The sequence below is a fragment of the Allocoprobacillus halotolerans genome (genome assembly GCF_024399475.1).
GTDB classification, from domain to species: Bacteria; Bacillota_I; Bacilli_A; order Erysipelotrichales; family Coprobacillaceae; genus Allocoprobacillus; species Allocoprobacillus halotolerans.
Genome location: NZ_CP101620.1, coordinates 2,643,047 through 2,664,617, shown reverse-complemented (window position 1 = coordinate 2,664,617; position 21,571 = coordinate 2,643,047). Strand labels below are relative to the sequence as shown.

The 21,571-nt window shown below is 32.2% G+C and carries 19 protein-coding genes and 3 pseudogenes; 21 read left to right on the top strand and 1 reads right to left on the bottom strand.

Going from position 1 to position 21,571, the window contains the following annotated elements:
* Nucleotides 1–35: 35 nt before the first annotated feature.
* From NMU03_RS15720 to miaA, 13 genes and pseudogenes are all read left to right on the top strand, one after another.
* Entirely contained in the window at nucleotides 36–818 is a 783-nt protein-coding gene (locus tag NMU03_RS15720) for a TIGR00282 family metallophosphoesterase (RefSeq protein WP_290139743.1), read from the top strand.
* Nucleotides 819–866: 48 nt separating this feature from the next.
* A complete protein-coding gene (locus NMU03_RS15715; protein ID WP_290139741.1) occupies nucleotides 867–1,127 on the top strand; it encodes a stage V sporulation protein S in 261 nt (86 codons plus the stop codon).
* Between the two features lie 61 nt (nucleotides 1,128–1,188).
* Nucleotides 1,189–1,434: a hypothetical protein gene (locus tag NMU03_RS15710; protein ID WP_205089026.1), complete on the top strand. Its 246-nt coding sequence runs from the start codon at nucleotides 1,189–1,191 to the stop codon at nucleotides 1,432–1,434.
* Between the two features lie 79 nt (nucleotides 1,435–1,513).
* Entirely contained in the window at nucleotides 1,514–2,956 is a 1,443-nt protein-coding gene (gene miaB / locus NMU03_RS15705; protein ID WP_290139737.1) for a tRNA (N6-isopentenyl adenosine(37)-C2)-methylthiotransferase MiaB, read from the top strand.
* A complete protein-coding gene (locus NMU03_RS15700) occupies nucleotides 2,949–3,176 on the top strand; it encodes a YlbF family regulator (RefSeq protein WP_290139735.1) in 228 nt (75 codons plus the stop codon). Before miaB ends, NMU03_RS15700 begins: the two co-directional genes overlap by 8 nt.
* A 172-nt stretch (nucleotides 3,177–3,348) precedes the next feature.
* Entirely contained in the window at nucleotides 3,349–4,857 is a 1,509-nt protein-coding gene (locus NMU03_RS15695) for an IMP dehydrogenase (protein ID WP_290139733.1), read from the top strand.
* A gap of 40 nt (nucleotides 4,858–4,897) precedes the next feature.
* Nucleotides 4,898–5,524, top strand: a complete 627-nt coding sequence (locus NMU03_RS15690; RefSeq protein WP_290139732.1) for a CatA-like O-acetyltransferase, family 2 — start codon at nucleotides 4,898–4,900, stop codon at nucleotides 5,522–5,524.
* Between the two features lie 60 nt (nucleotides 5,525–5,584).
* Nucleotides 5,585–5,911, top strand: a complete 327-nt coding sequence (cotE, locus tag NMU03_RS18280) for an outer spore coat protein CotE (protein WP_494337159.1) — start codon at nucleotides 5,585–5,587, stop codon at nucleotides 5,909–5,911.
* 14 nt (nucleotides 5,912–5,925) lie between these two features.
* Nucleotides 5,926–6,090: pseudogene (locus NMU03_RS18275) on the top strand (outer spore coat protein CotE); the annotation flags it as partial.
* Between the two features lie 96 nt (nucleotides 6,091–6,186).
* A pseudogene (gene mutS, locus NMU03_RS15680) lies at nucleotides 6,187–8,675 on the top strand (DNA mismatch repair protein MutS).
* Nucleotides 8,676–8,684: 9 nt separating this feature from the next.
* A pseudogene (mutL, locus tag NMU03_RS15675) lies at nucleotides 8,685–10,489 on the top strand (DNA mismatch repair endonuclease MutL).
* Nucleotides 10,490–10,601: 112 nt separating this feature from the next.
* Nucleotides 10,602–10,847 (top strand): phage holin family protein, encoded by a 246-nt coding sequence (locus NMU03_RS15665; RefSeq protein ID WP_290139728.1) that lies wholly within the window; start codon nucleotides 10,602–10,604, stop codon nucleotides 10,845–10,847.
* Nucleotides 10,840–11,766, top strand: a complete 927-nt coding sequence (miaA, locus tag NMU03_RS15660) for a tRNA (adenosine(37)-N6)-dimethylallyltransferase MiaA (RefSeq protein WP_290139726.1) — start codon at nucleotides 10,840–10,842, stop codon at nucleotides 11,764–11,766. The genes NMU03_RS15665 and miaA overlap by 8 nt, the downstream gene beginning before the upstream one ends.
* A gap of 12 nt (nucleotides 11,767–11,778) precedes the next feature.
* On the opposite strand, the gene NMU03_RS15655 is transcribed toward miaA, so the two are convergent.
* Nucleotides 11,779–12,657, bottom strand: a complete 879-nt coding sequence (locus NMU03_RS15655) for a helix-turn-helix transcriptional regulator (RefSeq protein WP_290139724.1) — start codon at nucleotides 12,655–12,657, stop codon at nucleotides 11,779–11,781.
* Between the two features lie 152 nt (nucleotides 12,658–12,809).
* On the opposite strand from NMU03_RS15655, the gene NMU03_RS15650 reads away from it, so the two are divergent.
* From NMU03_RS15650 to NMU03_RS15615, 8 genes are all read left to right on the top strand, one after another.
* Complete coding sequence (locus NMU03_RS15650; RefSeq protein WP_290139722.1) at nucleotides 12,810–14,207, top strand: carbohydrate ABC transporter substrate-binding protein; 1,398 nt, start codon at nucleotides 12,810–12,812, stop codon at nucleotides 14,205–14,207.
* 62 nt (nucleotides 14,208–14,269) lie between these two features.
* Nucleotides 14,270–15,166, top strand: a complete 897-nt coding sequence (locus NMU03_RS15645) for a carbohydrate ABC transporter permease (RefSeq protein ID WP_290139721.1) — start codon at nucleotides 14,270–14,272, stop codon at nucleotides 15,164–15,166.
* 10 nt (nucleotides 15,167–15,176) lie between these two features.
* On the top strand, nucleotides 15,177–16,049 hold the full coding sequence (locus NMU03_RS15640; protein ID WP_290139719.1) for a carbohydrate ABC transporter permease: 873 nt from the start codon (nucleotides 15,177–15,179) through the stop codon (nucleotides 16,047–16,049).
* Between the two features lie 12 nt (nucleotides 16,050–16,061).
* Nucleotides 16,062–16,229 (top strand): DUF6903 family protein, encoded by a 168-nt coding sequence (locus NMU03_RS15635; RefSeq protein WP_290139718.1) that lies wholly within the window; start codon nucleotides 16,062–16,064, stop codon nucleotides 16,227–16,229.
* Between the two features lie 10 nt (nucleotides 16,230–16,239).
* Nucleotides 16,240–17,370 carry an ABC transporter ATP-binding protein gene (locus NMU03_RS15630; RefSeq protein ID WP_290139716.1) on the top strand — a complete coding sequence of 377 codons (1,131 nt, stop codon included), beginning with the start codon at nucleotides 16,240–16,242 and terminating at the stop codon, nucleotides 17,368–17,370.
* A complete protein-coding gene (gnpA, locus tag NMU03_RS15625; RefSeq protein ID WP_290139715.1) occupies nucleotides 17,367–19,520 on the top strand; it encodes a 1,3-beta-galactosyl-N-acetylhexosamine phosphorylase in 2,154 nt (717 codons plus the stop codon). Before NMU03_RS15630 ends, gnpA begins: the two co-directional genes overlap by 4 nt.
* Nucleotides 19,521–19,533: 13 nt before the next feature.
* Nucleotides 19,534–20,460: a nucleotidyltransferase family protein gene (locus NMU03_RS15620; RefSeq protein WP_290139713.1), complete on the top strand. Its 927-nt coding sequence runs from the start codon at nucleotides 19,534–19,536 to the stop codon at nucleotides 20,458–20,460.
* A complete protein-coding gene (locus NMU03_RS15615) occupies nucleotides 20,453–21,562 on the top strand; it encodes a phosphotransferase enzyme family protein (RefSeq protein ID WP_290139712.1) in 1,110 nt (369 codons plus the stop codon). Before NMU03_RS15620 ends, NMU03_RS15615 begins: the two co-directional genes overlap by 8 nt.
* The last annotated feature ends 9 nt before the right edge of the window (nucleotides 21,563–21,571 follow it).

The window sequence follows — 21,571 nt, the reverse complement described above, 5'->3', positions numbered from 1 at the left end:
GGATACCTATCTTTTTTTAGAAAGTAGGAGAGAAAATGAATATTCTTTTTATTGGAGATGTTTTTTCAGCAATTGGGAGAGAAATGATTGAACGATATTTACCTTTGTTGAAAGAAAAATATGAAATTGATTTTGTCATTGCAAATGTTGAAAATGCAACACATGGAAAAGGTTTGATTAAAAAACATTATAACGAATTTTTGTTTCAAGGTATTTCTTTCATGACAATGGGAAATCATACTTTTGCGAAAAAAGAATTATTTGATTATATTGATGAAGCTGATCGTTTGATAGTACCTTATAATCAACCAAAAGCTTTACCAGGTATAGGAAGCCGAGAAATTCTTTTTAAAAATCGTAAAATTAGAGTTACAAATTTGTTGGGTATTACATTTATGGATGGAAAATCACAAAATCCATTTGAAGCGATAGATGACATCTTAGCCAAAGATCAAAGTGATATCCATATCATTGATTTCCACGCTGAAGCGACAAGTGAAAAAGTCGCTTTAGGATATTATTTAGATGGTAAGGTTTCAGCTGTTTTGGGAACACATACACATGTCACAACGGCAGATGAAAAGATTTTGCCAAAAGGAACGGCCTATCAATCCGATGTGGGAATGACTGGTCCTTATCATAGTGCGATTGGTTGTGATGTTGACAGTATTATTAAACGTATGAAAATGGGAATTATGACTCCTTTTCAGATTGCTGAAAGTGAAGGGCAGTTACGTGCGACTCTTTTAACCTTTAATGACCAAAACCAATGTACACAAATTCAAAGAATTTGTATTGATCCAAATCATTCATTATAAGTATATTTTTCCTCCTTGTTCATATATTAAAAGCAGGGAGGAATTTTTATGGAAATGATGAGAGTATCGTCGACTTCTCAACCAAGTAAGGTTGCAGGAGCATTAACAAGTTTATTAAGAGAACATCAAAAAGTTCAAATTCAGGTGATTGGGGCAGCTGCACTCAATCAAGCGATGAAAGCTATTGCCATTTCAAGAGGATATATAGCACCAAGTGGATATGAAATTTATTGCATCCCTTCATTCTATGATTTGACAATTGATAATCAAGTGATAACATCGCTACGTTTAAATGTAGAAATGAAATGAAAAGGCTTTATTTTTTTAGTAAAGTGATATAATAGAAATGTGATACTAAGGAGGAAATATTATGGCAAAATGTAAATTATTAATGTCTACTGCTCAAGTTCAAAAATTAATTGATTTTTTTGATGGGTATGAAGATGATAAAGTTAAATGTAAATTTGTAAAGAAAACAGGAATCAAAGCTGAAATTGAATGTGAAACTGAATTAAGCCCTGATGAAGCAGCTTCATATTGCAAAGGATTATTTAAGAAAACACCTGAAGGTGGAGTTTTATACTTCTCAATTCAACCAGATGGATTCTTTGGATAAAAAAATAAGGACAATGTCCTTATTTTTTTCTTTTCTATTTTGATTTATTTGATATAATAGAGCAGAGAGTGGTGAGAAAATGAAAGATTATAGTCAATATTTTAAAGGTCCATCTTTAAAAGATGCCAAACATAGAGGAAAAGATGAAATTCATCATATCAAAGATGCTTATGAAATACCAGCTGATATGGTGGGAATTGGTCAAGGACAAAAGTATTTTATTCAAACATATGGATGTCAAGCCAATGAACGTGATAGTGAAACTTTGGCAGGGATTTTAGAAAGTTTGGGATATGCACCAACTGATGAAATCAAAGATGCACAGGTTGTTTTATTAAATACTTGTGCGATTAGAGAAAATGCTGAAGAAAAAGTTTTTGGAAAAATTGGATATTTGAAAAAAGTGAAAAGAACGAATCCAAATATTATTTTTGGTATTTGTGGTTGTATGGCACAGGAGGAAGTTGTTGTTCAAAAGATTTTAGAAAAACATCCACAAGTTGATTTGATTTTTGGAACACATAACATTCATCGTTTACCAGTTTTATTAAAACAAGCGATGTTGGATAAAGAAATGGTTTTAGAAGTCTGGTCTAAAGAAGGAGATGTTATTGAAAACTTACCGAGCCATCGTGCCCATCCTTATAAAGCGTGGGTTAATATTATGTATGGATGTAATAAGTTTTGTACATACTGCATTGTTCCTTATACACGTGGAAAAGAAAGATCACGTTTAAAAGATGAGATTCTTGAAGAAGTCAATGAATTAAAAGCACAAGGCTATCAAGAAATTACTTTATTAGGTCAAAATGTCAATTCTTATGGTAAAGATTTTGATGATGATTATGACTTTGCATCTTTATTAGAAGATGTAGCAAAGACACAAATTCCACGTATTCGTTTTACAACGAGTCATCCATGGGATTTTAGTGATCAGATGATTGATGTCATTGCACGTTATGACAATATCATGCCAGCTATACATCTACCAGTTCAATCTGGAAACAGTGATGTTTTAAGACGTATGGGAAGAAGATATACAAGAGAGGCTTATTTAGAATTGTTTGATAAAATCAAGGCAAAAATCCCAGATTGTACAATTACAACTGATATTATTGTAGGTTTCCCTGGTGAAACAGATGAACAATTCAAAGATACGCTTTCATTATATGAATATTGTGAATATGATTTAGCTTATACATTTATCTATTCTCCTCGTGCTGGAACACCAGCAGCAAAAATGGATGATGATATTAATATTCATACAAAAGAACAGCGTTTATATCGTTTAAATGATTTGGTTAATGAAAAAGCTTTAAAACAAAATCAAAAGTATCTCAATCAAGTTGTTGAAGTCTTAGTTGAAGGGACTTCCAAAAGAGATGATGATATGTTAACAGGATATACAAAACATCAAAAGTTAATTAATTTTAAAGGTAATCCTCAACATATCGGTAAAATTGTTCCAGTGCGTGTTACGGAAGTGAAAACATGGGCTTTAAAAGGTGAAGAAATTGAATAAAAATATTCAAGATAAGTCTAAAGCTTTAAATCAATGGATTTTAGATCAGGAAATTGTTAAAGAATATCAAAGATATGAAACACTTGTACAAAACAATCAAGAATTAAAGGCTTTAGAGGAAGAATTAAAACATTTACAACGACAAATTGTTCAAGCAAAACATCGTCAAGAAGATTGTCAAGAAATCATTCAGGAATATCAAATGAAAAAAGGATTTTGATGAAAATCCACTTATTTATAATTATTTGGCTTTAAAGATTGAAGTTAATACATTATTAAATCAAATTCAAGATGATATTAACTTGGAATTGAAGAAAAAGAGTTGACGAAACAACGAAAACTCTATATAATTTCTTCAATAAATGACAATAAAAGGGAAAAGGAGAGAAATTATGGCATATTTTTTTGAAGAACCATCACATACATTTAACGAATATTTATTGGTACCTGGATACTCAAGTGCCCAGTGTCAACCAAAAAATGTAAGTTTAAAAACACCATTAGTTAAATTTAAAAAGGGTGAAGAACCAGCATTATCATTGAATATTCCTCTTGTATCAGCGATTATGCAATCTGTATCTAATGATACAATGGCAATTGCTTTAGCAAGAGAAGGTGGGGTTTCATTTATTTATGGATCTCAAACTGTAGAAGCGCAGGCTGAAATGGTTAGAAAAGTGAAAAACTACAAAGCTGGATTTGTTCCAAGCGATTCTAACATTGCACCTTATCAGACATTACAGGATGTTATATCTTTAAAGGAAAAAACAGGACATTCTACAATGGCTGTTACTGAAGATGGAACACCAAATGGAAAATTAGTGGGAATTGTAACAGGAAGAGATTATCGTATTTCTCGTATGTCTTTAGATACAAAAGTTTCTGAATTTATGACACCATTTGAAAAATTAGTAACTGCAAAAAGCGGTGTGACATTAAAAGAAGCTAATGATATTATCTGGGATAACAAATTAAATGCTTTACCTATTATTGATGATGAACAAAAATTAGAATATTTTGTTTTTAGAAAAGATTATGAATCAAGAAAATCTAATCCTAATGAATTATTAGATGATTCAAAAAGATATGTTGTAGGAGCTGGAATCAATACCAGAGATTATGCAACACGTGTTCCTGCTTTAGTGGAAGCTGGTGCTGATGTTTTATGTATCGATTCAAGTGAAGGATTTAGTGAATGGCAAAAATTAACAATTGAATGGATTCGTGAACATTATGGTGACAGTGTAAAAGTTGGTGCTGGAAATGTTGTTGATGCTGAAGGATTTAGATTCTTAGCTGAATGTGGTGCTGACTTCGTAAAAATCGGTATCGGTGGAGGTTCTATCTGTATTACCAGAGAACAAAAAGGTATCGGTAGAGGACAAGCAACTGCCACTATTGAAGTTGCCAAAGCCAGAGATGAATATTTCAAAGAAACAGGTATTTATGTTCCTATTTGTAGCGATGGTGGAATTGTTCATGATTATCATATGACTTTAGCTTTAGCGATGGGTTCCGATTTCATTATGCTAGGAAGATATTTCTCTCGTTTTGATGAATCACCAACAAATAAAGTCAATATCAATGGACAATATATGAAAGAATATTGGGGAGAAGGAAGTGCTCGTGCTAGAAACTGGCAACGTTATGATTTAGGTGGCGATGCAAAACTTTCATTTGAAGAAGGTGTTGACTCATATGTTCCATATGCAGGACCTTTAAAAGATAATGTTGGTTTAACACTTGCGAAAATCAAATCAACAATGTGTAACTGTGGTGCATTAACAATCCCTGAATTACAAGAAAAAGCAAAAATTACGCTTGTATCTTCAACAAGTATTGTTGAAGGTGGCGCACATGATGTTGTGTTAAAAGATTCAACACCATCTCATAATCAATAAGATACTTCGCTGGAAGTATCTTTTTTAAGGAGGAATCAAGATGAAAGAGATTGATCCATTGCAGACACCTCGTGCTAAAAGCTGGACATTATACCATCAAGCACCCATGCCGATGGTAACTATTTTTAAGACTTTAGATATAACACCCTTAATGGCATTAAAAAATAATGGACATAAATTAAATATGTTGATGTGTTATTGTATTGGTTATGTCGCTTCACGTCAAAAAGAATTTTATTTATTGCCTGTTGGTGAAACGATGATGTCCTATGAAAAGATAGGTATTAATGTCATTATTCGTAACCAAAATGGAGAGTTAAGTACATGTGATATTCCTTATCATGATGATTTACAAACTTTTGAACAAAACTATTTAACATTGACACACCAGGTTTATCAAAGTTGTGAGGATTATGAAATGGAAGACGCTATGATTATTGGAACATCGAGTCTTATTCAATATGATATTGATGGTATCGTGAATATGTATAGTGGTATCTATAATAATCCCTTTTTGCTTTGGGGAAAATATCGTCAAAAGGAGAAAAAGTTTACTTTACGTATCTCTTTTCAATTCCATCATGTACAAATGGATGGGTTAGAAGCATGTCAATATTTAGAATCATTACAAGATTTTATCTTACATCTTAAAGGGGAGGATGAATAAATATCTCAAAAAAATGTGGTAATTCGTTAGATTTATCATATAGTATATAGAGGTGGGTTTATGAGTCATAATATTAGAGAGATTTATACTAAAGCGATTGTGGCGAAAGGAAAGAAATTATCTAGGAATACTTATAATTTTACTTTGAATCATTTGCCTGATGATATACTAGGATGTTGGATTACCAATCATCATTATGAAGCTGCCATTAAAAATAAGATTCCTAAAATTGTAGGAACTTTTGACGTTCATATCTGGTATAGTTACCATGATGAAATGGATTCAATGGTTGAAAAACATCAGGTGACTTATATTGATGATATGCAAGTGACAAAAAAGAAGATCGCGAATTTGAAAACAGTGATCAGGTCAAGGGAAGATGTCTAGAAACACCAAAATGTTTATCAGCATCACACAATGGAAAAGATGTCACTGTAGAGATTGAAAAAGAAATGCAAATCGAAATTAGTGGAGAAACATGTATTAAGGTCGAAGTAAAAGATGAAGAAGAAATATGGGATGATTTAGAGGATATTGAAATTAATCCGCATTTTATTAAGAGTTAGTGTGAGAAGATGCTTTTTGCATCTTTTTTCATATCGAAATCTTTTCTTTATTTTACAAAATATGCTATAATGTTAAAGTTATAAAGGAGGAATATCATGAAGCAAAAATACTCACCAATGATGATGCAATATTTAGAGATTAAAGAACAAAATCAGGATGCTATAGTGATGTTTCGTTTAGGTGATTTTTATGAAATGTTTTTTGATGATGCCATTGTTGTTTCAAAGGCATTGGATTTAGCTTTGACAGGAAAAAATGCAGGTGTGAAAGAACGTGTGCCTATGTGTGGCGTGCCATTTCATTCGGTCAGTGGATATATTCAAAAATTAATTGATTTAGGACATAAAGTTGCGATTGTTGAACAATTATCTGAACCAGGTAAAAAAGGAATTGTAAAACGTGGAGTCGTTCAGATTATTACTCCTGGAACAATTATGGATACATCATTGAATGAAAAGCGTAATAATTATATTGGTGCTTTAGGCATCTTTGATTTTAACTATACTTTAGCTTATTGTGATATTTCAACAGGAGAATTCTTTGTTGTGAATATTGATAAAAAAGAGCATATTTTGAAAAATTATATTGATTCACTAGGCTTAAAGGAAATTGTTGTTTCACAAGATTGGTCAATGGATGATTTGTTTATTTCACGTTTTGAAAATGATCATTTTAATGAAAAATATAAAAAGATTTTTGAATCTGTAACGGATTTAAAACAAATTAAAGTTTGTTCATTATTATTAAATTATATGTTGGATACCCAAAAAGAGAGTTGGAACATATTCAAAAGATTCAAGAAGTGAAGACAGAAGATTATATTTATATGGATTCATATACAAAGAAATCTTTAGAATTAACAAAGAATTTAAATAATGAAAATTATGGAACTTTACAATGGCTATTAGATGATACCAAATCAGCAATGGGTGGTCGTTTATTAAGACAATGGATTGAAAGACCATTAGTAAATCAAGAAAAGATTGAAAAACGTATGGATATTATTGAAATCTTTATTGATAATTTTATTGAAAGAGAAATAATTAAAGATATTATTAATGATATTTATGATTTAGAAAAATTAGCAGGACGTATTGCTTTTGGAAATGTCAATGCCCGTGACTTAAAATGGATTGCTTCTTCTTTAAAAGTTATTCCAGAATTAAAGCATCAGTTATTATCGTTGAATACATCTTATACTAATGAATTGGCTGATCAGTTGATTGATTTATCTCATTTAACACAAGCTATAGATACAGCCATTATTGATAATCCACCACTTACAGTTAAAGAAGGTGGATTGATTCAAGAGGGGTATAATCAAGAATTAGATGAGTTAAGATATATTCGTGAAAATGGGAAACAGTGGTTGAGTGAATTTGAGGCAAAGGAAAGAGAAAGAACAGGCATTAAAGGTTTAAAAATTGGATATAATCGTGTTTTTGGATATTATATTGAAGTGACAAAGAGTTATTTATCAATGATTAAGGATGAATTTGAATATACACGTAAACAGAGTATTTCTAATGCTGAACGATTTGTGACGCCTGAATTAAAAGAAATGGAAGCTAAGATTTTAAGTGCCAATGATAAGATTGTCGCTTTAGAATATGAAATTTTTGTTCAATTGCGTGAATATATGAAAAAAGATGTCCATTTGATTCAAGATGTGGCGGCAGTGATTGCCCAGATTGATGTTTATCAGTCACTCGCCTCTAAAGCCAGCAATAATGGGTATGTGCGACCTGTATTTAATCAAAATCATACTTTAGATATTGTTAATGGTCGTCATGCGGTTATTGAACAAGTGATATCTCGTCAAAATTATGTACCTAATGATATTCATATTCCTGAAGATCAGTCGATTTTACTAATTACTGGTCCAAATATGGGTGGAAAATCAACTTATATGCGTCAAATGGCTTTAAGTGTTATTATGGCACAGATTGGTTCTTTTGTACCTGCAGATGAAGCCAACATGCCTGTTTTTGATCAGATATTTACACGCATTGGTGCTAGTGATGATTTGATTTCAGGTCAATCTACTTTTATGGTAGAAATGCTTGAAGCAAATAATGCTTTGCGTTATGCGACAAAAGATTCATTGATTATTTTTGATGAAATTGGGCGAGGAACAGCAACTTTTGATGGAATGGCGATTGCTCAATCTATTATTGAATATATAGCATCTTCCATTCAATGTATCACATTGTTTTCAACACATTATCATGAACTTACAATGATGGATGATTCTTTCCATATTCAAAATGTTCATGCCAGTGCTTCTATTGAAGATGATCATATTGTCTTCCTTTACAAGATTAAACCAGGTAGAAGTCATCGTTCTTATGGAATCAATGTCGCTCAGCTTGCAAAATTACCAGATGAAGTCATTCAGCGTTCACAAGTGATTTTAGAATCATTAGAAGATAATAATATTGAAAAAGTGATTAGTGAAAAACAAGAACCACAAATGATTGTTAAAGAAAGTGCAGTTGAAAAAGCTTTAGCGCATATTGATCCAATGGCACTTTCTCCGTTAGATGCTTTGAGTACACTGATTGAATTAAAAAAATTATTATAAGGTGGTGAGATGATGGGAAAAATCAGACAGTTAGATGATATTCTTTCTAATAAGATTGCTGCTGGTGAAGTGGTGGAAAGACCTTCCAGTGTTGTCAAGGAATTGGTTGAAAACAGTATTGATGCCAAGGCTTCAAAAATAGATGTTTTTATTGAAGATGGTGGGATGCAAAAAATTAAAGTATGTGATAATGGCGAAGGTATGGAACCGGTGGATGCACGTTTATGTTTTTCTAGACATGCGACAAGTAAAATTAAAGATGATCAGGACTTGTTTAATATTATGACACTTGGCTTTCGTGGAGAAGCCATTCCTTCGATTGCTTCAGTCAGTCGTTTTGATTTAAGAACTTCAACGGGTTCACAAGGTTTTTCGATTGTTTATGAATTTGGTAAATATCAAAGTGAAAGTGTCTGTGATTTACCACAGGGAACGCAAATCACCATTACACGTCTTTTTCAAAATGTCCCAGCACGTTTAAAATATTTAAAATCAGTCAATAGTGAATTTGCTGCGATTCATCAATATGTTGAACGTATGGCATTGGCTTTTCCACATATTGCTTTTCATCTTTATCATAATGATAAACTGATTTTTCAAACCAATGGGAAGGGACAGTTACTAGAGGTTATTGCTAATATGTACGGAATTGCAACAGCAAAAAATATGTTGCCTCTTCATTTGCAGACTGATGAATTTACGATTGATGGCTATATCAGCAAGATTGATACATCACGTGCTTCAAAAGCTAATATTATTACTTTAGTCAATCATCGTTATGTTAAAAATGTGATGAGTATTGATGCCATCAATACTGCTTATCGCCCTTACTTGGCAGATAATCGTTATCCTATTACTGTGGTGAATATTGAAGTGGATCCTTATCTGGTTGATGTCAATGTTCATCCATCAAAACTGGAAGTCCGTTTTTCTAAAGAATACGAACTGCGAGATTTAATATATAATGGTGTTAGTGATACTTTAAAACAAGTGAATTTAACATATCAGGCTAAAAACAAAGAAACCGAAAGGGAAGTCTTTAAACCACAGCTTGATCAAATGAGTTTTACCATTGAAGAACCTGTAATTCCAGTTTTACCTGTTGAAGAAAAAACAGTTGACATTCAAGAAAAAATCATTCAAGAACCCGTATTCACATATCAAAATCATGATGATAAAAAACAAGAGAATATCGAATCAGTAACACAGCCGATTCAAGAACAAAGAAAACCATTAAAAGAAAAAATCTATGCCAAAGTACAGATTCATGGCACTTATTTGATTGGCGAAAATGAAAAAGGAATGTATCTCGTTGATCAACATGCGGCTCAAGAACGTATTAATTATGAATACTATAAAGATAAATTTGCTCATCTTGATTTAACAATGCAGCCACTGCTTGTGCCTTTACAATTCGAATATCCAATGAGTGAGTTTTTGATTTTGGAAGAAAGAAAAAACTTTTAGAACAAGTTGGCATCCATTTGGAAGTATTTGGACAGCATGGTTATATTGTGAGAAGTTTACCTTTATGGATGAAAAAAATAGATGAAAATATTTTTGTTGATACAATGATTCAAGAAGTTTTACATAAAAACCATTTGGATGTTGTGGCTTTACAAGATCATGCGATTGCGACATTAAGCTGTAAGGCTTCTTTAAAAGCTAATACATATCTTTCACAGGATGATATGCAAACTATTTTTGATAATTTAATGCGTTGTGATAATCCTTATGTTTGTCCTCATGGCAGACCAACGATTATTTTTTATAGTGATTATGAATTAGAAAAATTATTTAAGAGGGTGGTTTAATGCGAAAAGGAATTTTTCAGTTGATTTTAGAGTTTATTTTAGGTGGTGCAGTAATCATGTTAACAACCTATTTTTTCCTGAAGTCTATGTCAAAGATTTTGGTGTTGCTTGTTTGATTGCAATTGTTTTGGCTTTATTAAACACTTTTGTCAAACCAATATTAAGTTTTATTGCTTTTCCTATTACGTTTATGTCACTGGGATTATTTCAATTGGTCATTAATGGCTTTGTTTTAGAAATTGCTGAAATGATTTTGGCTCCTGATTTCTATATCCCTTCTTTTGGTTTAACAATCTTAATGTCCATTGTAATTTCTATTTTATATAGTTTGCTTGGAATTGGTAAGATTAATGATTAAAGTCATAGTTGTTGTTGGTCCGACGGGTGTTGGAAAAACAAGAATGGGCATTGCGTTAGCCAAACATTTTAATGGTGAAGTCATTAGTGGGGATTCGATGCAAATTTATAAAGGCATGGATATTGGAACGGCAAAAGTAACACAAGAAGAAATGCAGGGAGTTGTGCATCATTGTATAGATATGCTTGAACCATATGACTCATATAGTGTCAAAGATTTCCAAAGTCAGGTAAGACAAACCATTGATGATATTGTCAAAAGAGGAAAAATGCCAATTATTGTTGGGGGAACTGGACTTTATATCAAAGGGGCTTTATATGATTATACGTTTAATGAAACAGAGGATAATCATGAAGCCTTTCGTCAAAAATATCAGCATTACAGTCATGAAGAATTATATCAATATCTTCAATCTATTGATGAAAAAAGTGCTAAAGAACTTCATCCTCATAATCGTCAACGTGTTTTAAGAGCCATTGAAATCTATGAACAGACAGGACAAAGAAAAAGTGATATTGTTGATAGTCAGGAACATATTTGCTTATATGATGCTTACTTTATTGGTTTAACAATGGAACGTGTACTGTTGTATCAAAGAATCAATCAACGTGTTGATCAAATGATGCAACTTGGTTTAGAAGAAGAAGTGAAGAAACTCTATCAAACAGGATTAACAAGAAAACATCAGAGTATGAAAGCAATTGGTTATAAAGAATGGTTTGATTATTTTGAAGGTTTAATTGGTCGTGATGAAGTTGATGATAATATCAAAAAACATTCACGTCAATATGCTAAAAGGCAATATACGTGGTTTCGTAATCAATTTTCTGTTAACTGGTATGATGTGAATTTAGATAATTTTGATCAGACGGTTAAAAATGTTATAGCTGATTTAAAAGATAAAAAATGGATTGATTAGCCAATCCATTTTTTATTTTGCCTGAATAATAAATTTTTCTTGAATATGTGCAGGGGCTTTTTCATGGATATTATTTTGACGGTATTGTAAAGGTGTCATGCCAATTGTTTTCTTAAATATTTGTGCAAAGTAAGATTGTGATGAAAAACCAACAGCTTCAGAGATTTCTGATATGGAAAGACTGGATGTTTTTAATAATGATTGACATTCTTTGATGCGTCTTTCAATGAGATATTGAATGGGGGAAATATGCATGTGCTTTTTAAATTCATGAGCCATATAATATTTGTTCATTTTCATAGATTGAGCAAGTGATTCAAGAGTGATATTATTGGCATAGTTTTGATCAATATAATGACATATCATTTTAATTTCACGTCTAATTGGTGAAGATGGTTGTTGGGATTGAAGTTGAACATTGATTTTTCTAATGATTTTTAAAATCAGTAATTCTAATAGTTTTTGGCAGACCGTATCATATCCAATATCTTTGGTTTTACTTTCTGAAAGAAGATGAGAAAAATAATAAAGGACATCACTGTTATCTTTATCAAAATTCTGATAGAGATAATATGGATTGATATGATCCATTTGAAAAATTAAATCTTCAACACCTAAGACAACATATTCTAAAGGTTCGTTTTCTTGTGAGTTTTCATGGTGGTAGACATGAGGAAAAACAACAATTAAATCATTAGTTTTAATTGGAAAAGTCTCATTTTCAACTGTAAATTTTCCTTTTCCATTGAGAACGTAAAAGATTTCTGTAAAAGGGTGTAAATGTTTTAAAGATTTCCAATCTTTGCCATATTTTGAATAAGAAACATATATTAATTGTGATTTATGATCAAAGAATTTATCATCAATAATATTAATACGATTGCTGCTCATAGACCTTCCTCCTGATACTTTCTATCTTCATTATACCTTTTTTACACAAAATAACAAGATATATAAAAAAATAAACAATTTCAATATAGATAAAACGCTTACATTTAGATATATTGTTATTAGAAAGATATCATGGAGGAGGAAAATAACATATGAAAATAAAAAAAGTGTTATCTTTAGGACTTTCATTGTTGATGTGTGCAACATTAATGACTGGTTGCGGTGGCAATGATAATAGCACATCAGGCAGTGAGAACAAAACTTTAAAAATCGCTGGATTAGATGGTGGTTATGGAACAAAAGGTTGGGAAGAAGTTATTAAGAAATTCGAAGAAAAAACTGGTGCAAAAGTAGAATATACTTTTGATAAAAAAATCAGTGATGTCTTAAGACCAAAAATGACTTCTGGAAAAGATGTTCCTGATGTTATTTATTTAACAGTTGGTGGTGTTGGTGGTTTAACTGATACACTTATTAAAGAAAAACAGATTGCTGATATTTCGGCTTTATTAGATGAAACAATTCCTGGTGAAGATGTGAAAGTCAAAGATAAAGTCTTAACTTCATTCTTTGAAGGGGCAACTGCTGATCCTTATGGAGATGGAACTTTACGTTTGGCACCTTTAAACAATGCACCATGTGGTTTATTCTACAATGCTGGATTATTTAAAGAAAAAGGTTGGGAAGTACCAACTGATTGGGATGGAATGTTTGAATTAGGTGAAAAAGCGAAAGCTGAAGGTATTTCATTATTCACTTATCCAACTGCTGGATACTTTGACGCTTTCTTTACTTCATTATTAAATGCAACTGCTGGACCTGAAGTTTATGCAAAATTAATCGCTTATGATGTTGAGGCATGGAAACTTCCAGAAGTGAAAGAAGCATTTGAAATTGTTGGAAAATTAAAAGATTATACATTACCAACGACAGTTGCTAATGCTAATGGTGATAACTTTACAAAGAACCAACAAGCTGTTATTGATGGAAAAGCATTATTTATTCCTAATGGAACTTGGTTACCTGGTGAAATGAGTGCGACAACTCCTGAAGGTTTTGAATGGGGTATGATGGGTATTCCAGCAGCTAAACCTGGTGGTGATTGTTATTCTACAAACTTTGTTGAACAAATGTATGTTCCTGAAAAAGCTGAAAATAAAGAATTAGCTTTACAATTCTTAGCTTACTGTTATAGTGATGAAGCAGCTGACTTATTCTATCAGTATGGTGCTAAAGATGAAGAAAATTCAACAGCTGACAAAGAAGTTTATAAAGCTGGATATTTAATTCCTATTACAGGATGCGAAGAAAAAATCGCAGAATCTGATCGTTTTATGTATACACTTTCTAAAAATGGTGTGAAAACAAACAGTGCAACATTTATGGCTGCAGAAGCTGTTGAAGGTGTTGTTCTAACTGGTGAAACTGGTATCTTATTTGGATCTGTAAACTCTGTTATGAGTGGTGATAAGACAGTTGATCAATGGTATAACGAATCTGTTGATGCAGTTGCTAAAATCGCTGAAGCAAATGCAAACGCTGATAAATAAATAAAAAAATGAAACAATTGGCAGGCGGTGTTCCCACCGCCTCTTTTGATAGGAGGGATTTGATGAATAAGGCAAAAGAAAAGAGACGTTTTATCATTTTATGTCTTGCTCCAGCTATTATTCTCTTTACAGTTTTTATGGTCTATCCTACAATTAATGTCTTTTTGATGTCAACATTAAAATGGGGTGGATTTTCTGATGTTAAAGATTTTGTAGGTATTCAAAATTTTTTGATTTTGTTTGAAGATATGAATTTCATTCGTGCTTTTCAAAATACAATTTTTGTGATTGTTATTGTGACAATCTTTACGTTGGCATTAGCCATTTTATTTGCTGCTATATTAGTGAGAGAAAAAATCAAAGGACAAAATTTCTTTAGAGTTATTTTCTATATTCCTAATATATTATCAATTGTTGTTATTGGAGCCATTTTTAGTGCTATTTATGATCCATCAACAAATGGTTTGTTGAATAGTTTTTTAAGTTTATTTCATGAAGAAGGATGGATTGGTGTTCAGTTTTTAGGCGACCAGTCAATTGTTATGTATTCCATTGCCTTTGCCTTGATTTGGCAAGCGATTGGTTATTATATGGTTATGTATATGGCAAGTATGTCATCTATTCCTGCTCATTATTATGAGGCAGCAGAATTGGATGGATGCGGTAAAGTTAAACAATTCTTTACGATAACACTTCCATTAATCTGGACAAATATTCGTACGACATTGACATTCTTTGTTATTAGTACCATTAATTTAAGTTTCTTACTTGTCCAAGTCATGACAACAGGAGGTCCTGATGGAGCGAGTCGTGTTTTACTATTCTATTTGTATGATCAAGCTTATAATAATGCCAGTTATGGATATGGAATGGCAATTGGGGCTATCACATTCTTATTCTCTTTCTTATTAAGTGCTGTCATTAATAAGATTACTGAACGTGATGATTTAGAGTTCTAGGGGGTTGCGTATGAAAAAATTAAGTACAGAAAAATTATATAAAATATTCGTTTATGTTGCTTTGATTTCCTTAGCTATCTCTATTATCGTACCCGTTGCATGGGTGTTTGTTTCATCATTAAAAACAAACGAAGAATTTCAAGGAAGTCCATGGACTTTACCAATGAGTTTCTATTTTCAGAATTTTATTGATGCTTTTGAAAAAGCTAGAATGGCTGAATATTTCTTAAATTCAGTGATTGTAACAGCTTTAGGATTATTTTTGCTTGTTATTATTGCTTTGCCAGCATCTTATGTTTTAGCAAGATTTGATTTTAAAGGTAAAAAAATCATTAATACTTTGTTTATGGCAGGGTTGTTTATTAATGTAAACTATATTGTTGTGCCTATTTTCTTAATGTTGTTGGATTGGGATGATGTTTTCTATAGTATTTTTGGTCAAAGCTTTTTCTTGGATAATATTGTTGTTTTAGCCATTGTTTATGCGTCAACAGCTTTACCTTTTACAATTTATTTGTTGAGTGGCTATTTCAAAACTTTACCAAAGGCTTATGAAGAAGCAGCTTATATTGATGGTTGTGGTTATTTTAAAACTTTAGTCAAAGTCATGGCACCAATGGCAAAACCAAGTATTATTACTGTTATTTTATTTAATTTCTTAGCTTTTTGGAATGAATATATTATTGCTTTGACATTGATGCCAGGGGCTTCCAAGACATTACCGGTAGGTCTTGTGACATTATCAAAAGGACAAATGGCAGCTGCCAATTATGGTCAATTGTATGCTGGGCTTGTCATTGTTATGTTACCAACATTGATTTTATATATCATGGTTCAAAAGAAACTCACTCAAGGTATGACACTTGGTGGTTTGAAAGATTAGGAGTGTGAAATTATGAATCAAATGACAAAAAATATTATTGCAGGGATTGTTTTCATTGTTTCATTTGGTTTGGTCTGCTTTGGACAAAGTCAAGTTGGCTATGCCGGTTTAGCAATGGAGTTAGTAGGGTTGGCAGGACTATTGGTTTTGTTATATCTCTATAATAGAAAATATAAGTAGGAGGAATTATATGGCAACACTATCTTTAAAACATATTGATAAAATATATGATAATCAAGTACAAGCCGTTTTTGATTTTAATTTAGATATTGCTGATAAAGAATTTATTGTTTTTGTTGGACCTTCAGGATGTGGAAAGTCAACAACTTTAAGAATGATTGCAGGATTAGAGGAAATTTCTGCTGGAGAATTATATATTGATGACCAGTTAATGAATGATGTCGCACCTAAAAATCGTGATATAGCAATGGTTTTCCAATCATATGCTTTATATCCTCATATGAGCGTTTATGATAATATTGCTTTTGGATTGAAAATCGCCAAAGTGCCTCAAGATGAAATTGATCGTCGTGTTCGTTCAGTAGCAAAAGCAATCGATATTGAAGAATATTTGAATCGTAAACCTAAAGCCTTATCAGGAGGACAAAGACAACGTGTGGCATTAGGACGAGCAATTGTTCGTGAACCAAAAGTGTTCTTAATGGATGAACCTCTAAGTAATTTGGATGCTAAGTTAAGAGTCCAGATGCGTGTAGAAATTTTGAAAATTTATCAACAGTTAGGAACAACTTTTATTTATGTCACACATGATCAAACAGAAGCCATGACAATGGGAACACGAATTGTTGTTATGAAAGATGGACGTATTCAACAAGTTGCTCCACCAACATATTTGTATGAACATCCTATTAATAAATTTGTGGCTGGATTTATTGGAAGTCCACAAATGAACTTTAGAAATGGTGAACTTATTGAAAGTGAAGGAAAAGTCAAACTTCAGCTTTCAGATATGACTTTAGAAGTACCAGATGAAAAAGCTAAAATTTTAAAAGATAAAGGATATATTGGAAAAACAATTACAATGGGTATTCGTCCTGAAGATATTTCAACGCATCCTCATTATTTCATGTCACATCCTGAATCTTCTTTCCAAAGTCCAGTTGATGTTGTGGAATTAATGGGTGCAGAAAGCTTTGTGCATATGACAAAAGATGGACAACCATTTGTTGTAAAAGTACCTGGAAGTACAGAACTTCGTTCAGGAGATGTAGGTTCATTTACGTATCTTATGAATAAAGCACATTTCTTTGATATTGATAATGAACAAAATATATTAGAAAATGGAGAAAATGAATCATGAAAAATTATGGAAGACTCACGCTTCCTACTGATTTAGATGTTATTGATGAAACAATAGCACTCAAAGAAAGTTTAGGAGCAGATGCAATTAGAGATTGTGATGGTACACAAATGCCAGAAGAATTATTGAATTTAGATGCAAAAGTTTATGCAACTTATTATACAACTCGAAAAGATAATGAATGGGCATTGGCTAATCCAGAAGAAATACAACAAGAATATTTAATAACTGATCGTTATACTGCTAGAGAAACATCATTAACAATTGAATTGATGAAAGGTTTTCATACTGAACAATTAAAACCAAATTTTATTGATGATCCAAAAGAATGGTGGGAAGTTATTGACCGTACAACGGGAGATATTGTACCTGTTGATAAATGGGATTATAGTGAAGAAAAAGGAACAGTCACAATTCAGACAATGCCTTATCATGTTTATACAGTTAGCTTTTTAGCCTTTTTAATTTGGGATCCAGTACACATGTATAATTTTATTACGAATGACTGGAAGGATGCACCACATCAATTAACATATGATGTGCGTCAACCTAAAACTCAAGCTTATGTTAAAGAAAAATTAAAAAAATTCTGTGAAGAACATCCACATGTTGATGTGATTCGTTTTACAACTTTTTTCCATCAATTTACTTTGACATTTGATGATCGAAAAAGAGAAAAATTTGTTGAGTGGTTTGGTTACAGCGCCAGTGTTTCTCCATATATTTTAAGGAAATTTGAAAAATGGGCAGGTTATAAATTCCGTCCTGAATTTATTGTTGATCAAGGCTATCATAACTCACTCTTTAGAGTACCATCCAAAGAATTTAAAGATTTTATTGATTTCCAACAACAGGAAGTTTGTCACTTAGCTAAAGAACTTGTTGATATTGTGCATAGCTATGGTAAAGAAGCCATGATGTTTTTAGGGGATCATTGGATTGGAACAGAACCTTATGGACCATATTTTGAAACAATTGGTTTAGATGCAGTGGTTGGTTCTGTTGGTGATGGGGTAACTATGCGTATGATTTCTGATATCAAGGGTGTCAAATATACAGAAGGACGTCTACTTCCTTATTTCTTCCCAGATGTTTTCTGTGAAGGAGGCGATCCTATTGGAGAGGCACATACCAATTGGTTAAAAGCTCGTCGTGCGATTTTAAGGAGTCCATTAGATCGTATTGGCTATGGTGGATATTTAAAATTAGCTTTAGAATGGCCAGGATTTATTGATACAATTCGTCATGTGATTGATGAATTTAGAGATATTCATGAAACAATTCAAGGAACACAGGCCTATGTTTCACCTTTTAAAGTTGCTATTTTAAACTGTTGGGGTGCTAATCGTCGTTGGATGAATAATCAAGTTCATCATGCGATATGGTATCGTGAAATCTATTCATATGTTGGAATTATTGAATGTTTAAGTGGGATGCCTATTGATATTGATTTCATTAATTTTGAAGATGTAAAAAATGGTGCTTTAGATCAGTATAAAGTTGTTATTAATGCTGGGGCACAATATACATCATGGTCAGGAGCTCAAAACTGGATTGATGAAGATGTTGTGACAAGAGTCAGACAATGGGTAGACCAAGGTGGAGGATTTATTGGTGTTGGAGATCCAACAGCTTATCAACATCAAGGACAGTTCTTCCAATTAAGTGATGTTTTAGGTGTTGATAAAGAAATTGGCTTTACTTTAAGTCACGATAAATATAATGAAGTGAACTCTAAACATTTCTTATTAGAAGATATTGAAGATACAATTGATTTTGGTGAAGGAATGGATGGTATTTATGCCCATGGTGAGAATTATCAAATTTTGAGTCAATATCATGGTTATGCTCAACTTGTGACAAATACTTATGGCAAAGGACGTAGTGTTTATTTAGCAGGTTTACCATATTCACCACAAAATTGTCGTCTTTTACTTCGTACGATTTATTGGGCAGCTGGTAAAGAAAGTGAAATGAAAAAATTCTATGTCAGCAATGTCAATACAGAAGTTGCTGCCTTTGAAAAAGTTGGAAAAATTGCTGTTATTAATAATACAACAGATTCATTATCAACTGATTTATATATCCAAGGACAAAAAGTGGAAACATTAGACCTTGAACCAATGGAATTACGTTGGGTTGAAATTTAAAAGGAGGGAGACAATGGAAAAACCAATTCTTATTATTATGGCTGCTGGTATGGGGAGTCGTTATGGTGGTTTAAAACAAATTGATCCTGTTGACAAAGAAGGGCATATCATCATTGATTTCTCACTCTTTGATGCTAAGCGCGCTGGTTTTGAAACAGTTGTTTTCGTCATTAAAAAAGAAAATGAAAAGATTTTTAAAGAAGTCATTGGTAAACGTATTGAAAAGATTATGACTGTTCATTATGCTTTTCAAGAATTAAATGACTTACCAGAGGGATATAGTGTTCCTCAAGGTCGTGAAAAACCATGGGGAACAGCTCATGCAATTTATTGTTGTCGTCAATGGATTCATGGTCCTTTTGCCGTGATTAATGCTGATGATTACTATGGGGTAGAATCCTTTCAAATGATTTATGATTATTTATCTACGCATCAAGATGACAAGTATTATCGTTTAGCAATGGTTGGTTATCATATTGAAAAGACTTTAACTGAAAATGGAACCGTAGCAAGAGGTATCTGTGAAGTTGATGAACAAGGATATTTGGTTGATATTACTGAACGTACAAAAATCAAAGGAAATCAAAATGGCATTGCTTATGAAGATAATGGACAATGGCATGCCCTCAACAAAGGAACAATTGTGTCAATGAACCTTTGGGGATTCAGTCAAGGCATTATCGAAGAAATTATCAAAGGATTCCCATTGTTTTTAGATGAACAAGTTAAAGACAATCCATTAAAATGTGAATATTTTATTCCAAGTGTTGTTAGTCAGTTATTACTCCATCAAAAAGCAACAGTTCAAGTTTTGAAAACAACTGCAAAGTGGTATGGTGTGACATATAAAGAAGATAAACCTGTTGTTGAAAAGGCTATTGAAAATATGAAACAGCAAGGTATTTATACATCAAAGTTATGGGGTGAGAGTGATGAATAATGATAAACTTTTAAATGAAGTCATTGAGCAGTTTGATTTTGCTGGGGCTCTTGTTCAAATGCGACCATATGGAAGTGGACATATTAATGATACTTATTTGATTGAATTTAAAATTAAACATATGGGTGTTGTGCCCATTATATTACAACGTATGAATACCAGTATTTTTAAAAATCCTGAGCAGTTAATGGAGAATATTTTAAATGTTACAACTTTTTTAAGAGAAAAGATTATTCAATATGGTGGTAATCCTGAACGTGAAACATTGACTGTGATTTTAAATAAAAATGGGAAACCTTATTGCCAAGATAGTGAAGGCAATTATTGGCGAGGATATCATTTTATTGTTGGAGCAACAAGCTATGATGAAGTCAAAACGGATGAAGATTTTTATCAAAGTGGATTGGCTTTTGGAAGGTTTCAAAGTTTATTAAGTGATTTCCCAGCTGAAAGTTTATATGAAACAATTCCAGATTTTCATAATACAAAAGCACGCTTAGAAGTATTTAAAAAAGCGGTGAAAGAAGATGTGATGGGACGTGCCAAAGATGTTCAAGAAGAAATTCAATTTGTTTTACATAGAGAAGATGTAGCTAATATTTTAACAGATATGCAAGAATCTAAAGAACTTCCATTACGTGTGACACATAATGATACAAAACTCAATAATATTTTAATTGATGATAAAACTCATCAGGGATTATGTATTATCGATTTAGATACAGTTATGCCTGGGTTAGCAGTAAATGATTTTGGTGATTCAATTCGTTTTGGAGCAAGTACAGGGGCTGAAGACGAAAAAGATTTATCTAAAATTTCATGTGATATGCATCTTTTTGAAGTCTATACGAAGGGATTTATTGAAGGATGTCAGGGTCAATTATCATTGGCTGAAATCAAGGCTTTACCAATTGGTGCAAAAGTGATGACATTTGAATGTGGAATGCGTTTTTTAACAGACTATCTTCAAGGAGATACTTATTTCAAAACGCAATATCCTACTCATAATCTTGATCGTTGTCGTACACAGTTTAAACTTGTTGCAGACATGGAAGAGAAATGGGATGAGATGAATCGTATTGTGGCTAAATATATGTCTTAATATATAAAT

Excerpts from the sequence above, each read along its gene's own strand:
- miaB (WP_290139737.1), top strand. The coding sequence starts at position 1,514 with ATGAAAGATTATAGTCAATATTTTAAAGGTCCATCTTTAAAAGATGCC.
- NMU03_RS15650 (WP_290139722.1), top strand. The coding sequence starts at position 12,810 with ATGAAAATAAAAAAAGTGTTATCTTTAGGACTTTCATTGTTGATGTGT.
- NMU03_RS15695 (WP_290139733.1), top strand. The coding sequence starts at position 3,349 with ATGGCATATTTTTTTGAAGAACCATCACATACATTTAACGAATATTTA.
- NMU03_RS15630 (WP_290139716.1), top strand. The coding sequence starts at position 16,240 with ATGGCAACACTATCTTTAAAACATATTGATAAAATATATGATAATCAA.
- gnpA (WP_290139715.1), top strand. The coding sequence starts at position 17,367 with ATGAAAAATTATGGAAGACTCACGCTTCCTACTGATTTAGATGTTATT.
- NMU03_RS15635 (WP_290139718.1), top strand. The coding sequence starts at position 16,062 with ATGAATCAAATGACAAAAAATATTATTGCAGGGATTGTTTTCATTGTT.
- NMU03_RS15720 (WP_290139743.1), top strand. The coding sequence starts at position 36 with ATGAATATTCTTTTTATTGGAGATGTTTTTTCAGCAATTGGGAGAGAA.
- NMU03_RS15620 (WP_290139713.1), top strand. The coding sequence starts at position 19,534 with ATGGAAAAACCAATTCTTATTATTATGGCTGCTGGTATGGGGAGTCGT.
- NMU03_RS15655 (WP_290139724.1), bottom strand. The coding sequence starts at position 12,657 with ATGAGCAGCAATCGTATTAATATTATTGATGATAAATTCTTTGATCAT.
- NMU03_RS15640 (WP_290139719.1), top strand. The coding sequence starts at position 15,177 with ATGAAAAAATTAAGTACAGAAAAATTATATAAAATATTCGTTTATGTT.
- NMU03_RS15615 (WP_290139712.1), top strand. The coding sequence starts at position 20,453 with ATGAATAATGATAAACTTTTAAATGAAGTCATTGAGCAGTTTGATTTT.
- NMU03_RS15710 (WP_205089026.1), top strand. The coding sequence starts at position 1,189 with ATGGCAAAATGTAAATTATTAATGTCTACTGCTCAAGTTCAAAAATTA.
- cotE (WP_494337159.1), top strand. The coding sequence starts at position 5,585 with ATGAGTCATAATATTAGAGAGATTTATACTAAAGCGATTGTGGCGAAA.
- NMU03_RS15690 (WP_290139732.1), top strand. The coding sequence starts at position 4,898 with ATGAAAGAGATTGATCCATTGCAGACACCTCGTGCTAAAAGCTGGACA.
- miaA (WP_290139726.1), top strand. The coding sequence starts at position 10,840 with ATGATTAAAGTCATAGTTGTTGTTGGTCCGACGGGTGTTGGAAAAACA.
- NMU03_RS15715 (WP_290139741.1), top strand. The coding sequence starts at position 867 with ATGGAAATGATGAGAGTATCGTCGACTTCTCAACCAAGTAAGGTTGCA.
- NMU03_RS15645 (WP_290139721.1), top strand. The coding sequence starts at position 14,270 with ATGAATAAGGCAAAAGAAAAGAGACGTTTTATCATTTTATGTCTTGCT.